Source organism: Bacillus sp. FSL M8-0256, assembly GCF_038005765.1.
Lineage (GTDB): Bacteria > Bacillota > Bacilli > Bacillales > Bacillaceae > Bacillus > Bacillus safensis.
Map to the genome: position 1 here is coordinate 2671076 of NZ_JBBOTU010000001.1, position 13097 is coordinate 2684172.

12 protein-coding genes and 1 riboswitch are annotated in these 13097 nt (G+C 42.1%); of the genes, 2 read left to right on the top strand and 10 right to left on the bottom strand.

The annotated features are described in order from the left end of the window. Positions 1-115: 115 nt before the first annotated feature. Both NSQ76_RS13765 and NSQ76_RS13770 read right to left on the bottom strand, forming a co-directional pair. Positions 116-1432: a CitMHS family transporter gene (locus tag NSQ76_RS13765; protein ID WP_024423207.1), complete on the bottom strand. Its 1317-nt coding sequence runs from the start codon at positions 1430-1432 to the stop codon at positions 116-118. A 153-nt stretch (positions 1433-1585) separates the two neighbouring features. Beyond that, on the bottom strand, positions 1586-2446 hold the full coding sequence (locus NSQ76_RS13770; RefSeq protein ID WP_024423208.1) for a LysR family transcriptional regulator: 861 nt from the start codon (positions 2444-2446) through the stop codon (positions 1586-1588). Positions 2447-2581: 135 nt separating this feature from the next. Here NSQ76_RS13770 and NSQ76_RS13775 point away from each other — a divergent pair, with 135 nt between their 5' ends. Next, the gene (locus NSQ76_RS13775) at positions 2582-3712 is read left to right on the top strand and encodes a 2-methylaconitate cis-trans isomerase PrpF family protein (protein WP_024427166.1); all 1131 of its coding nucleotides are present in this window, start codon (positions 2582-2584) and stop codon (positions 3710-3712) included. A 27-nt stretch (positions 3713-3739) separates the two neighbouring features. Here the strand turns inward: NSQ76_RS13775 and NSQ76_RS13780 are convergent, their stop codons facing one another. The 5 genes from NSQ76_RS13780 to NSQ76_RS13800 form a co-directional block, all read right to left on the bottom strand. Then, positions 3740-4459 (bottom strand): biotin--[acetyl-CoA-carboxylase] ligase, encoded by a 720-nt coding sequence (locus tag NSQ76_RS13780; protein ID WP_341054338.1) that lies wholly within the window; start codon positions 4457-4459, stop codon positions 3740-3742. 77 nt (positions 4460-4536) lie between these two features. Further along, positions 4537-4998, bottom strand: coding sequence for an acyl-CoA thioesterase (locus NSQ76_RS13785; RefSeq protein ID WP_024423210.1), 462 nt, complete (start codon positions 4996-4998; stop codon positions 4537-4539). A 121-nt stretch (positions 4999-5119) separates the two neighbouring features. Beyond that, a complete protein-coding gene (gene sdhB, locus NSQ76_RS13790) occupies positions 5120-5884 on the bottom strand; it encodes a succinate dehydrogenase iron-sulfur subunit (protein ID WP_060596956.1) in 765 nt (254 codons plus the stop codon). 1 nt (position 5885) lies between these two features. Beyond that, a complete protein-coding gene (gene sdhA, locus NSQ76_RS13795; protein ID WP_024423212.1) occupies positions 5886-7646 on the bottom strand; it encodes a succinate dehydrogenase flavoprotein subunit in 1761 nt (586 codons plus the stop codon). A 37-nt stretch (positions 7647-7683) separates the two neighbouring features. Then, entirely contained in the window at positions 7684-8292 is a 609-nt protein-coding gene (locus tag NSQ76_RS13800) for a succinate dehydrogenase cytochrome b558 subunit (RefSeq protein WP_024423213.1), read from the bottom strand. Between the two features lie 283 nt (positions 8293-8575). On the opposite strand from NSQ76_RS13800, the gene NSQ76_RS13805 reads away from it, so the two are divergent. Continuing rightward, complete coding sequence (locus NSQ76_RS13805; RefSeq protein ID WP_024423214.1) at positions 8576-9019, top strand: YslB family protein; 444 nt, start codon at positions 8576-8578, stop codon at positions 9017-9019. A 154-nt stretch (positions 9020-9173) separates the two neighbouring features. On the opposite strand, the gene NSQ76_RS13810 is transcribed toward NSQ76_RS13805, so the two are convergent. The 3 genes from NSQ76_RS13810 to trxA all read right to left on the bottom strand — a co-directional run bounded on the left by NSQ76_RS13810 (position 9174) and on the right by trxA (position 13008). Next, positions 9174-10409: an aspartate kinase gene (locus NSQ76_RS13810; RefSeq protein WP_341054343.1), complete on the bottom strand. Its 1236-nt coding sequence runs from the start codon at positions 10407-10409 to the stop codon at positions 9174-9176. 133 nt (positions 10410-10542) lie between these two features. After that, positions 10543-10720, bottom strand: a riboswitch (Lysine riboswitch). A gap of 61 nt (positions 10721-10781) precedes the next feature. Continuing rightward, on the bottom strand, positions 10782-12554 hold the full coding sequence (gene uvrC / locus NSQ76_RS13815; RefSeq protein WP_025092459.1) for an excinuclease ABC subunit UvrC: 1773 nt from the start codon (positions 12552-12554) through the stop codon (positions 10782-10784). A gap of 139 nt (positions 12555-12693) precedes the next feature. Beyond that, entirely contained in the window at positions 12694-13008 is a 315-nt protein-coding gene (gene trxA, locus NSQ76_RS13820) for a thioredoxin (RefSeq protein WP_007501629.1), read from the bottom strand. Positions 13009-13097 lie beyond the last annotated feature (89 nt).

Genomic DNA, 13097 nt, shown 5'->3' on the forward strand with positions numbered 1-13097 from the left:
GTAGGTGACGTTAAAATCAAGAAATCCCGCATATCAGCGTCCAAATTCTGCGCTTTCATCCACGCAAAAAAGGACGAGTCTCCTCCCCGAGACATCGTCCTTTTTTGCGTGGTATTTAAAAGATTGAAATGGCGCCTGTTAACAATGCAATAAGTGTTGTAAAAAGGGCAGTTAACACGGTCCATAGCAGTGCATATTTTTGCAAATCACCAATATCTTTGTTCAGCATACTGACAAGCAGCAGTGTTGAAGCTACAAGCGGACTCAGTAAGTGAACAGGCTGCCCTATGATAGAGGCACGTGCAATTTCCACCGGATCAATCCCATAAGCTGCGCCGGCTTCAGCCAGGATTGGCAGCACTCCGAAATAGTAAGCATCGTTTGAGAGCACAAATGTAAATGGCATACTCGTCAAAGCAACAATCAGCGGGAAAAATGAGCTGTAGGAATCCGGAATCATGTAAATGACCAAATTGGCAATGGACTCAACCATTTTTGTTCCAGAAAAAATCCCTGTGAAAATCCCTGCGGCAAATACAAGTGTGATAACCGTTAATGCGTTTCCTGCATGAGATAAAATTCGCTCGCGCTGATCTTCAACCTTTGGATAGTTGATCATCAGAGCGATGACAAATCCAATTAAGAAGAGTACAGGAATTGGGATGATATCCATGACGAGTGTGACCATGACAGCAACTGTAAGGAAGAAGTTAATCCAAATCAGATTCGGTCTCTTGATATCGGCTACTCCATCTTCAATTGACGCAGCCAATTCAGGAGAAATAGACGGCTCTTCTTTGTACTGAATCTCTGCAATCCCAATCCGTTTTCTTTCTTTTTTCCCAAGTACATAAGCAGTAAAAAGTATAAAAAGACCGCCTCCAACCATCGTTGGGAGTAATGGAATGAAAAATTCGCCTGCATCTAATCCAAGCGCCGCGATTGCACGAGTAGCTGGACCGCCCCATGGCGTCATTCCGCTCATAATTCCTAATGATAATAATGAAATTGTTCCTAAAATTAATGGGTTCATCCCAATTCTTAAGAAAAGTGGCAGCATAGCTGATACGGTAATCATGTACGTTGTTGTTCCATCACCATCTAATGCAACAAGCATAGACAAAATCGCTACCCCAAAAGCAATTTTGACAGGATCACCTTTTACAATACGTAGAATGAGTTTAATCAGAGGATCAAACAATCCAGCATCCAGCATGACACCGAAGAATAAAATCGCAAATAACAATAAAGCAGCTGATGGTGCAACAGTTTTCAGTCCATCAAGCATCATGTCCCCTAACCCTTTGTTAAAGCCGCCGATCAATGCAAATATGATAGGTACAACGGTTAGAGCCACCACCGGATGCATACGTTTTGTCATAATGAGAAATGTAAATGTCAAGACCATCAAGATCCCTAAAATAGCTAGCACTTTATATCCCTCCATCCTCTTCTTTACATGATCTGCAAGCGCCCCCTTGCACTTGCGATCTATATGTTAGCGCTTTCTATTTCAAGGATATAATAGCTTTTTTTATAATGAAAATATTGATTTTTTCGTATATTCAATAAATTTCTTTTATAATCAACCTTGCTGATTTCTTAAAAACTCAATGAACGCTTTCACCACAGACAAATGAAGTGAGTCTGGCTGGTACATGAGCCATGTATCTCTTAAAACAGGCTGTCCATCTTTATACGAAAGTCCTTTTACAAATAACTCATCACTTGGTCTGAGGCAAATTTCTGGGACAATGGCATAGCCTAAACCATGCTTCACCATCTCTTTTGATGTATCCTGACGGTCTGTCTCCATCGTGACAAGCGGAGGCATTGTGAATGTTTCCTGCCACCATCTGTTAATCAGCCGTTTTAATGAACTGTCTGTATGATAGTCAATGAGCGGCAGATTCGGGAGATCCTTTAGCTGAATTTCTGATTTTGAAATAATGCAAAGACGCTCTTTATCGAGCAAAAAACGCTCTCCATTCCAGTCATAATCACCTCTTAAAATTCCTAAATGCACACTTGATGTTCCTAATAAATCCATTACCTTTGTGCTCCAGCCTGTGTTGACCATAAATTGAACATGTGGATACTGCTTAGAAAATTCTTTTAATATTTCTGGCAGTTTATACTGGGCAAAGTTACTTGAGACCCCTAACCGGATCGTTCCTTTGACCTTTTTTTGCATATTGAGCATGCCATCTTTCGTTTGCTGCAGCTGTTTGAGCATGTCATTTGCGTATTTAGCCAAGTATTCGCCCTCTGATGTAAATTCAATTCCTCGTTTTCTTTTAAAGAAAAGTTTCATATCAAACTCCTCTTCAAGCTGTTTCAATCGATAGCTTAAGGCAGGCTGAGAGACAAATAATTTTTCTGCCGCTTTTGTGATGTTCTTTTCTTCATAAAGTACCTTTAAAAACCGCCAATCTTTTTCATCCATTGTATGCCCTCCTTTTTTACTAATTATAAAATATTTTTATTGATTTCTCTTAAAATAATGTATTTAACTTATTTCTTATTATACTTTACCATTTTGGTTAGATAAACAGTTAATTAAAAATTGAGGGTGAGAGTCATGAGAAAAGTTCCAATCACAATCATGCGAGGCGGTACAAGCAAAGGAGTATTCATTCACGCTGACAATGCACCATATGAACACGATGAGCTCGAGGCATTTCTATTAGACATTATGGGCAGTCCTGACCGGCTGCAGGTCGATGGGATCGGCGGCGGTAATTCTTTAACAAGTAAAGTGGCCATTATCGATAAAGCCACACGCCCGGATGTGGATGTGAACTATACATTTGCACAGGTCAGTATTAATGAGAGATATGTCGACTTTAAAGGAAACTGCGGGAACATCTCATCAGCCGTTGGACCATATGCGATCATTAAAGGACTTGTTCAAGCAGTTGAGCCCATTACGACTGTACGTATCCTCAATACCAATACAAATAAAGTCATTACGGCAGAGGTCGAAGTTGAAAATGGGGAAGTAAAATTTGAAGGACAGGCAGAAATTCCAGGCGTAAAAGGAACTGGTTCTCCCATTTATTTATCCTTTGAGAAACCTGAAGGAGCTGTCACAGGTAAAACCTATCCGACTGGAAACAAAATTGATACGATTCAAACAAAGTTTGGGGAGATTCCAATCTCGATCGTTGACATTGCAAATCCAATTGCCTTTATTCGCGCGAAAGATATTCAATTAAAAGGAACTGAATTACCTGAAGAGTTTACAGACGAATTACTGGATGATTTAGAAGAAATTCGTTCTCTCGCTGCTGAAATGTGTCACTTTGCACCAAAAGAAATGGCCACATTACAGTCTCCAGCTGTTCCAAAGCTTGCGCTCATCAGCGAGCCTGCTGATTATGTAGATACAAATGGAATCTTGAGACGAGCAGAAGATATGGACATCATCGTTCGTATGCTATCGATGCAAAGGCCACACCAAGCACTTGCCATTACTGGTTCTGTCTGTGTAACGGCCAGCTGTTTCTTGGATGAAACGCTTCCTTCTCAGCTGTTCCAAGGTCAAGATGACACCCTTCGTATTGGGCATCCTGCCGGGATTATGCAAACGGAAATTGACATCTCTCAAAACAGAGTCAAAGTCATTCGAACTGCAAGAGAAATTCTAGACGGAGTTGTTTTCACAAAACAAGACTATGTGATTCAGCCTCATATTAAAAGAGAAGCTTAAAGCAGACGATGTTCTCGTCTGCTTTTTTTAATGCTGAAGCGGTGCATCGATATCTCCGGCAGAATGAGCTTTTATTTGCCCTTTCTCATCTTTGAGCTGGAGATGACCGTAGCGGTTGACTCCGCACCAAATGCCCTCTTCCCATGTTTGTTTTTCACGGTCTAACGAGATCCGCAGCGGTTTATGAAGACGATATAACCGTTTGTTATAGAGGGAAGTGAGTGCTTCAAACCCTTCATTCTTCCAGCGTGTATGATATTTTTCAAAAGCGGCGGCAAGTTCCTTCACAAGCTGATCGGCTTTTACCTCTGTAAGCTCTGATAGACAAATGGTTTTGTACGGAACGTGCTCCGGCTTTGTCTTCACATTGATGCCAACTCCGATATAAATGGCGTTACGGTCCGCTTCAATCAATGTGCCTGATACCTTTGCTTCATTGATGAGAATATCATTTGGCCATTTGATCGCCAGCTGATCCTCAGCCCTTATGAGAGGTTTGAGTACATCGTAGATTGCTAGTGCCGTCAGCGGAGCAATCGTTGACTGGGTGGAGAGTTCTTCTGGCGGCAAAACCGTCATGGTCAAAGCGACATTCCCTGCTGGCGTTTCCCACGGTCTGCCTAGCCTGCCTCTCCCTTCTGTCTGCTGATGTGCATAGACAGCAAATGAAGGTTTTACTCCTTGCTGAATGAGCCTTTTCGCTTCATTATTTGTACTATCAATGGTGTCATATTGAAAAATCTTCATGTGTTCTCCTTTTGTTCTTCTTAATATGGTCTTTTTATTATAACAAAATGAAGCTTACACGTTGCTGAGGCTGCATGCTACCCATTTCGCTGAGCTTGAAATGTCTCTTTTTCTTCCTCTGTAAATGGGACAGATGCGCCTGTTTCTTTATTAATTTGCACCATGGTGACTGAGCCTGTAAAGCATGGTTCCTGCTGCTCGTTTTCTCCTAAATAATGAAGGATAAGTGAGCTTGATCCGACTTTTTCCGGCTTTACATACACACGAAGCCGCTCCCCAATCTCCACCTGTTTGATGTAATCACATTGCAGGTTTGCCACGACTGTAATCGTCTCTTTCACACGTTTCATTCGTTTATCCACAATTCCTGTTTTTTGAAAAAAGGCAATCCGTGCTTCTTCAAAATACACAAAAGGGGTGACATTGTTCATATGGCCGAACATATCCGTTTCTGAAAAACGGACAGTCGTTTCGACATAAAATCGAAAGGATGCTCTCCATTCTTCAAATGGTTCCTCAATATATGATGGAAGTCTCACTTCATCATCTCCTTATTCATCAATAAACGCCTCTCCCATATTGGAAGAGGCGTTTATTTTGTGTTCCATCCAGCCTCTTGTAAACACTCATCATGATTGGCAAAGAGGACTGAATGTGATGTTATTCTGCGTGATCGCTTCCGAAGAAGTTACGGAAAGCTTGTAATGTTGTATCTCGGTTAAGTGCTGCAATTGACGTTGTCAGCGGGATTCCTTTCGGACAAGCCTGCACACAGTTTTGAGAGTTCCCGCAGTTCGCAAGACCGCCGTCTCCCATAATTTCTTCTAGACGGTCAGACTTATTCATCGCACCTGTCGGATGTGCGTTAAATAGACGAACTTGCGAAAGCGGAGCAGGGCCCATAAAGGAAGACTTATCATTTACGTTTGGACAAGCTTCAAGGCAGACACCACATGTCATACATTTAGAAAGCTCATACGCCCATTGACGTTTTTTCTCAGGCATTCTTGGTCCAGGTCCAAGATCATATGTGCCATCGATCGGCACCCATGCTTTTACTTTTTTCAAGGAGTTGAACATGCGGCTTCTATCAACCTGCAAGTCTCTCACGACCGGGAATGTCTTCATCGGCTGGAGACGAATCGGCTGATCTAATTGATCAATTAGTGCTGTACATGACTGGCGCGGTGTTCCATTAATAACCATGGAACAAGCTCCGCACACCTCTTCAAGACAGTTCATGTCCCAGTTGATCGCTGTTGTTTTTTCACCTTGTTTATTGACCGGGTTACGTCTAATTTCCATGAGTGCAGAAATGACGTTCATATTCGGACGGTAAGGGATTTCGAATTCCTCATCATAAGGCTTTCCATCTGCTGTATCTTGACGTGTGATAATGAATTGAATTGTGTTTTTTTCACTCATCTTATTTCTCCACCTTTTTCTTCGAGTAATCTCGTTTACGAGGTGCAATTAACGATACATCGACGTCCTCATAGTGGAATGCAGGCTTTTGATTTTTCCCTTTGAACGTAGCCATCGTTGTTTTAAGGAATTCTTCATCGTTTCTTTCTGGGAATTCCGGTTTATAGTGTGCGCCTCGGCTTTCATTCCGGTTATATGCCCCGATCGTAATGACTCTTGCCAGCTGAAGCATATTGTCAAGCTGACGCGTGAAGGCAGCGCCTTGGTTGCTCCATGATGCGGTATCATTGATGTTGATCTTCTTGTAGCGTTCCATTAGTTCTTCGATCTTCTGATCTGTTTTTAAGAGTTTGTCATTGTAACGAACCACTGTAACGTTATCCGTCATCCATTCTCCAAGCTCTTTATGAAGCACGTACGCATTTTCAGTACCATCCATGCTGAGGATGTTGTCCCATTTCTCCTGCTCTTTCTTCACGGCGCTGTCAAATAGTGCAGAAGAAAGGTCTTCCGCAGATTTTTCAAGACCGTTAATGTACTTCACCGCATTTGGTCCAGCGACCATTCCGCCGTAAATCGCAGAAAGAAGTGAGTTTGCACCAAGTCTGTTTCCGCCGTGCATTGAGTAATCACATTCTCCGGCAGCGAATAGACCTTTGATATTCGTCATTTGATCATAATCGACCCATAATCCGCCCATAGAGTAATGAACAGCCGGGAAGATTTTCATCGGCAGCTTACGCGGGTCGTCACCCATGAATTTTTCATAGATTTCAATGATTCCGCCAAGCTTAATATCAAGCTCTTTTGGATCTTTGTGAGAAAGATCAAGATATACCATGTTCTCTCCGTTGATGCCAAGCTTTTGCTCGACACATACGTCAAAGATTTCACGCGTTGCAATGTCACGTGGTACAAGGTTCCCGTATGCTGGGTATTTTTCTTCAAGGAAGTACCAAGGCTTCCCGTCTTTATATGTCCAAACACGTCCGCCCTCACCACGAGCTGATTCACTCATAAGACGAAGCTTGTCATCTCCTGGGATCGCTGTCGGGTGAATTTGAATAAATTCTCCATTTGCATAATGCGCACCTTGCTGATAGACGATAGATGCTGCAGATCCAGTGTTAATCATAGAGTTTGTTGATTTACCGAACACGATTCCAGGACCGCCTGTTGCCATGATAACTGCATCTGATCGGAAGGATTCAATTTCCATTGTCGTCAAGTTTTGCGCGACAATCCCGCGGCATACTTCCTCGTCATCTAAAACAGCGCCAAGGAATTCCCAGCCTTCATATTTCGTGACAAGTCCTGCTACTTCATAGCGGCGAACCTGCTCATCCAGTGCGTATAATAGCTGCTGGCCTGTTGTAGCTCCAGCAAACGCGGTACGGTGGTGCTGTGTTCCCCCGAAGCGGCGGAAGTCCAATAATCCCTCTGGTGTTCTATTAAACATAACACCCATACGATCAAGTAAGTGGATAATGGACGGCGCTGCTTCACACATTGCCTTTACTGGCGGCTGGTTGGCTAAGAAATCTCCGCCGTATACCGTGTCATCAAAATGCTCATAAGGTGAATCCCCTTCACCTTTTGTATTGACCGCTCCGTTGATTCCGCCCTGTGCACATACAGAATGCGAACGTTTCACAGGTACGATTGAAAATAGTTGAACAGCTGTTCCCGCTTCTGCTGCTTTAATAGTTGCCATGAGACCAGCTAAGCCGCCTCCGACAACGATGATGCTAGAATTACTCATTGTAGCCCCTCTCCCTCTTCTACTAATCTATTTCCTCTTAAACAAAAGCGAAAATTGCTCTTAGCCCTACATATGAAAGCGCTATAAATATACCTAATGTCACATATGTGGAGATTCGTTGTGAGCGTGGTGAAACAGTAATTCCCCAGCTGACAGCAAATGACCACAAGCCATTAGCAAAGTGGAAAATAGTAGATAAAACGCCGACAATATAGAAGCCTAGCATAAATGGAGAGCTTAAAATATTCGCCATCATGTCATAGTTGACTTCAGCTCCAAGCTGAGCTTGAATTCGTGTTTCCCATACGTGCCAAGAGACAAAAATCAATGTGATAATACCTGAAATTCTTTGCAATCTGAACAGCCAGTTTCTTAAGTAACTGAAGCGAGACGTGTTGTTTTGTGCCGTAAAGGCTATGTACACCCCATAAACAGCATGATAGATCAGTGGTAAGAAAATCACGAACAGCTCAAGTGCATATCTGAAAGGAAGCTGTTCCATAAAGTGTGCAGCTTTGTTAAACGCCTCTGGTCCATTTGTCGCAAAGTGGTTAACCACTAAGTGCTGTATTAAAAATAGACCGACCGGAATGACGCCAAGCAAAGAATGCAATCTCCGATAAAAAAATTCTTTGTTCCCCGACATTACTTTACCCCCTAGTAAAAAAAGTGCAATTGCTTGAAAATTGTCTTACCCCCGCTTCTTTCAATTGTAAGCACTTTATTCAAATTTATTGACAATTTCATTTTACTCCTATGTCAAAAAAGCGTCAAGAAACCGCGTACATAAATTAAAATTTTCCGAAATTTAAAAGTTTTAAATCAAAATTCGTTTTACTACAATAAGAATTTCTTAGACTTCAGGGAAAACTCTGTCATCATATGCCCACATAAGCTATAATAAATTGTTGAAAGAGGGGAGCCGTACAATGAATAAATTCGAATCTAACTTAGAACAGCTAAAAGAAATTGAAGTCAATGGATTTGCCTACGAGCTGATACGCGAAGTTCTGCTGCCTGATATTCTTGGTCAGGACCATTCATCTATGATGTATTTTGCGGGTAAACTGCTTGCTCGTAAATTTCCTCAAGAGTCATGGGAGAAGATCCCCGAATTTTTCCATGATGCCGGATGGGGGACTCTCACAATGGTCCATTCGAAAAAACAGGAAATTGAGTTTGAGCTCGAAGGTCCACTAGTATCAAATCGACTCACCTATCAAAAGGAGCCATGCTTTCAGATGGAAGCGGGTTTTATTGCTGAACAAATTCAGCTTCTAAATGAGCACGTGGCTGAATCCTACGAACAAGTGAAAAAGCGTGCTGAGAAAGTCATTTTAACCGTTAAATGGGATTTAAGAGACCCTAGCTAATACTCTTGATAAAAGGCGCGGACTTCAGGTCACGCCTTTTTTATATGTCTACATCTATCATAGCATACTTAATGAATGGGTTTACGCCCGTTTCAGCCGTTTCCATATAGAAAAAAGAGGCGACCCTCTTTCGTGAGATCACCTCTTTACCTTTTTAAGAGTGAGCAGCGGCGCTCACCTTTGATAAATCAAACGCGTCATGCAGCGCTTCAACCGCTTTGACCATATCATCACGGCCAACGAGCGTTGAGACTTTGATTTCAGACGTACTGACCATTTTCACTTGAATGTCTTTTTGCGCTAACACAGCAAACATTTCAGCAGCTACCCCTGGATTTGAGACCATTCCAGATCCCACGATGGATACTTTTGCTAATTTGCTTTCTGTCTCAATCTGTTCGTAGCCAAGCGCCCCTTTATATTCTTCTAATACTTCAACTGTTTTGGACAAATCATCCGTTTTGACAGAGAAAGAGATCGACGTCTGATTGGTGCTTGTGGCAGACTGAATGATGATATCGACATTGATATTCTGTTTCGCAAGCGTCGTAAAAATGGTCGATAATGTTGTTAAACCGCTTGAAAGCCCGCACACTGTCACACGTGTAATCTGATCTTCAAATGCGATGCCTCTGACGACTAAGTTTTGTTCCATGGATGATTCCTCCTCAATTAACGTACCCGATTCATTTTCAATACTAGAACGGACTTCTAGCGGGACTTGATAATTTTTCGCAAATTCAACAGCTCTTGGATGCAGAACCCCAGCTCCTAAATTAGCCAGCTCAAGCATCTCATCGTATGAAATGCCTGCAAGTTTCCGCGCAGATGATACATAACGCGGATCTGTCGTAAACACTCCTGGTACATCTGTGTATATATCACATTTATCAGCTTTTAGTGCGGCAGCCAGTGCCACAGCTGTTGTATCTGATCCGCCGCGGCCAAGAGTTGTGATATGTAAGTCATCTGCAATTCCTTGGAAGCCTGCCACAACAACGACTTTCCCCGCACTTAATTCCTCTTTTATTCTTGATTCATCAATGTCCACAATTCTTGCATTTCCGTGTACATGCTCTGTTTTCATACCAGCCTGCCAGCCTGTAAAGGAAATGGCATCATAACCTCTTGCTTGTAGCGCCATCGATAATAATGAAATGGTCACCTGCTCACCAGTTGCGAGCAGCATATCCATTTCTCTTTTGCTTGGATCGTCTGTGAGTTCTTTCGCTAGGTCTACTAGAACATCCGTTGATTTGCCCATCGCTGATACAACCACAACCACATCATGTCCTGCCTCGCGTTCATCGATCACTCTCTCTGCGGCATTGCGAATTTTTTCTGTCGACCCAACGGAAGTTCCGCCAAATTTTTGTACAATTAGTCCCATGTCTACCACCCTTTTTCAAAAGTTCACGTGTGAGAGAAGAGGCAGCTTTGGAGACTGTCCGCTCACTGCAAATAAAAAAGCAATGAGAGAACAAATCTCCCATTGCTTTAAAATCATCATTAAACGATGCAAACAATGAGATAGCCCTCCAAGAAATGAATTCTTGACAGCCCTACATTTCTTCAATGTACAGCCAGCGAATAAAATGAGTGGATTTTATTCACTTCGGCGACGCTCCCCTTTCAGCCCTCTTCTTAGATCCCATCGATCTCCGAAGGCTTACTCTTGAAGTTCGCACCTCTATCTTCAACAAACAACACGTTCATTTATTAAATTAGTCACATCTTAACAGACTTTTAATAAAAGTACAATCTATTTTTTTAATGCTTCCATTAAAAGTTCAGCCGTCTGTTTCGGAATGCCAGCCTCCTGAAAGTCTTGGATAGAGGCTTCCTTCATCTTTTTCACAGAGCCAAAATGTTTAAGGAGCTGCTTTTTACGCTTTTCTCCGATACCTGGTACATCGTCTAAAATAGACTGGAATGCATTTTTTCCGCGGAGCTGCCGGTGAAAGCTAATAGCGAAGCGGTGCACTTCATCTTGAATGCGCTGCAATAAGTAAAAGGCCTGGCTATTCCGCTCCAGCGCAACAATTTCAAGTGTATCTCCTATCATGAGATTCGATGTCCGGTGTTTTTCATCTTTTACAAGACCTGCGACTGGGACAGACAGATTCAATTCATTTTCAAGCACATCGATGGCTGCGTTGATCTGTCCTTTTCCTCCGTCAATTAAAATTAAATCTGGCAGCGGCAGTTCATCCTTTAACACACGGGTATATCGTCTTCTAATGACTTCACGCATGGATGCATAATCATCTGGCCCTGAGACGGTTTTTATTTTGTATTTTCGGTATTCCTTTTTATAGGGTTTCCCGTCCTGAAAGACGACCATGGCAGAAACCGGGTCTGCTCCTTGAATATTTGAGTTATCAAATGCCTCGATTCTGTATGGCATATAAATATTAAGCGCATCCCCGAGCTGCTTCACCGCACCAATTGTCCGCTCTTCATCACGCTCAATGAGCGAAAATTTTTCTTTTAAGGCGATTTTGGCATTTTGATGCGCAAGTAAAAGCAGATCCTTTTTCTTTCCTTTTTTCGGCTGGTGAACGTTCGTCTCAAGCAATTGCTCAATCATCTCTTGATCGACACTGTCCGGAACCAGAATTTCCTTCGGCAGAAAATGGTTGTTCTTTTCATAAAATTGCCCCATAAACGTGAGGAACTCCTCTTCAGGGTCCTGATACATTGGAAACAGGCTCACGTCACGTTCAATCAATTTCCCCTGTCTGATAAAGAAGACTTGGACACACATCCAGCCTTTATCATAGGCATAGGCAAAGACATCTCGATCTGATAAATCACTCATCGTCATTTTCTGTTTTTCCATCGTTGAGTCGATATAAGCGATTTGGTCTCTTAGTTCTTTTGCCCGTTCAAACTCTAAATTTTCAGCAGCTTCCTGCATCTTTTCGGTGAGTTCTTTTTTGATTTGCTGATGTCCCCCGTTTAGAAACCTTGTGATTTCGTCCACGAGCTGCTTATTCGTTTCCTCGGAAATGTCATACACACATGGCGCAAGACATTGTCCAAGATGATAATAAAGACAGACGCGGTCAGGAAGGGTGGCGCATTTTCTCAGTGGATATAAGCGGTCGAGCAGCTTTTTTGTTTCTCGAGCTGCTTGTACGTTTGGGTATGGACCGAAATATTTTCCTTTGTCCTTTTTTACATTGCGGGTGACGATCAGCTTAGGATGGCGTTCATTCGTAATTTTTATAAAAGGATACGTCTTGTCATCCTTGAGCATGACATTGTATTTTGGGTCATATTTTTTGATTAAATTCAGCTCTAAAATAAGCGCCTCGATATTAGAAGAGGTGACAATGTATTCAAAATCTTCAATTTCACTGACAAGCCGCTGCGTTTTGGCGTCATGTGATCCAGTGAAATAAGAGCGTACCCTGTTTTTTAAAACTTTTGCCTTACCTACATAAATGATCGTATTTTGTCTATCTTTCATTAAGTAACAGCCTGGTTGATCCGGCAGGACTGACAGCTTTTCTTTGATTAGTTTGTTCATATTTTCATCCGTCCTTGTTTTCCTCTTTCACTCCTTCTAGTGTATCACGAACATTTGTTTTATACCATGTTGAAAGAAAAGCGGCTCTCGTCTTTACGAGAACCGCTTCAATGATTATGCCGCTTGGACATAGATCGGTTTATAGATGTTTGTTGACAAGTTCAGCAAGTGCTTCTTTTGGTTTGAAACCAACAGAAGTTTCTACAACTTCACCGTCTTTTAAAACAAGAAGTGTTGGGATACTCATAACGCCGTATTTACCAGCAGTTTCTTGGTTATCGTCTACATCAATTTTTACGATTTTCATTTTGTCGCCCATTTCTTGATCAAGTTCTTCAAGAACTGGAGCAATCATTTTACAAGGTCCACACCATGGTGCCCAAAAGTCTGCAAGAACAACACCTTCTGCAGTTTCTTGTGAAAATGTTGCGTCAGTAGCTTTTACGATTGCCATTATTCATTCCTCCAATGTAAATTATGCTTTTTAGTATAGCATCTACCAATGTGACTTGCGAATGAAATGCTTACGAATCATTTTTTAGG

Coding starts and splice junctions, on each gene's coding strand:
- trxA (WP_007501629.1), bottom strand. CDS start 13,008: ATGGCAATCGTAAAAGCTACTGACGCAACATTTTCACAAGAAACTGCA.
- NSQ76_RS13810 (WP_341054343.1), bottom strand. CDS start 10,409: ATGGGACTAATTGTACAAAAATTTGGCGGAACTTCCGTTGGGTCGACA.
- NSQ76_RS13780 (WP_341054338.1), bottom strand. CDS start 4,459: ATGAAGATTTTTCAATATGACACCATTGATAGTACAAATAATGAAGCG.
- NSQ76_RS13775 (WP_024427166.1), top strand. CDS start 2,582: ATGAGAAAAGTTCCAATCACAATCATGCGAGGCGGTACAAGCAAAGGA.
- uvrC (WP_025092459.1), bottom strand. CDS start 12,554: ATGAACAAACTAATCAAAGAAAAGCTGTCAGTCCTGCCGGATCAACCA.
- sdhB (WP_060596956.1), bottom strand. CDS start 5,884: ATGAGTGAAAAAAACACAATTCAATTCATTATCACACGTCAAGATACA.
- NSQ76_RS13805 (WP_024423214.1), top strand. CDS start 8,576: ATGAATAAATTCGAATCTAACTTAGAACAGCTAAAAGAAATTGAAGTC.
- NSQ76_RS13770 (WP_024423208.1), bottom strand. CDS start 2,446: ATGGATGAAAAAGATTGGCGGTTTTTAAAGGTACTTTATGAAGAAAAG.
- sdhA (WP_024423212.1), bottom strand. CDS start 7,646: ATGAGTAATTCTAGCATCATCGTTGTCGGAGGCGGCTTAGCTGGTCTC.
- NSQ76_RS13800 (WP_024423213.1), bottom strand. CDS start 8,292: ATGTCGGGGAACAAAGAATTTTTTTATCGGAGATTGCATTCTTTGCTT.